Source organism: Extibacter sp. GGCC_0201, from assembly GCF_017566055.1.
Taxonomy (GTDB): domain Bacteria; phylum Bacillota; class Clostridia; order Lachnospirales; family Lachnospiraceae; genus Extibacter.
Window position 1 is genome coordinate 1 of the sequence record NZ_JABFCH010000137.1, and the last position, 226, is coordinate 226.

Below are 226 nucleotides of genomic sequence, written 5' to 3' on the forward strand. Positions count from 1 at the left end.
TTTCGGAGGCGACCGCCCCAGTCAAACTCCCCACCTGACATTGTCCCCAGGCCGGTTCACGGCCTCTGGTTAGAAACCCAGCACTGCAAGGGTGGTATCCCAACAGCGGCTCCATCACGACTGGCGTCATGATCTCATAGCCTCCCACCTATCCTGTACATGCAATACCGGATCCCAGTATCAAGCTGGAGTAAAGCTCCATGGGGTCTTTCCGTCCTGGCGCAGG

General features: G+C 58.0%; 1 rRNA gene. It reads right to left on the reverse strand.

Annotation, left to right across the window (positions count from 1 at the left end):
• Positions 1-226 (reverse strand): 23S ribosomal RNA (locus tag HJV72_RS19005); the annotation flags it as partial.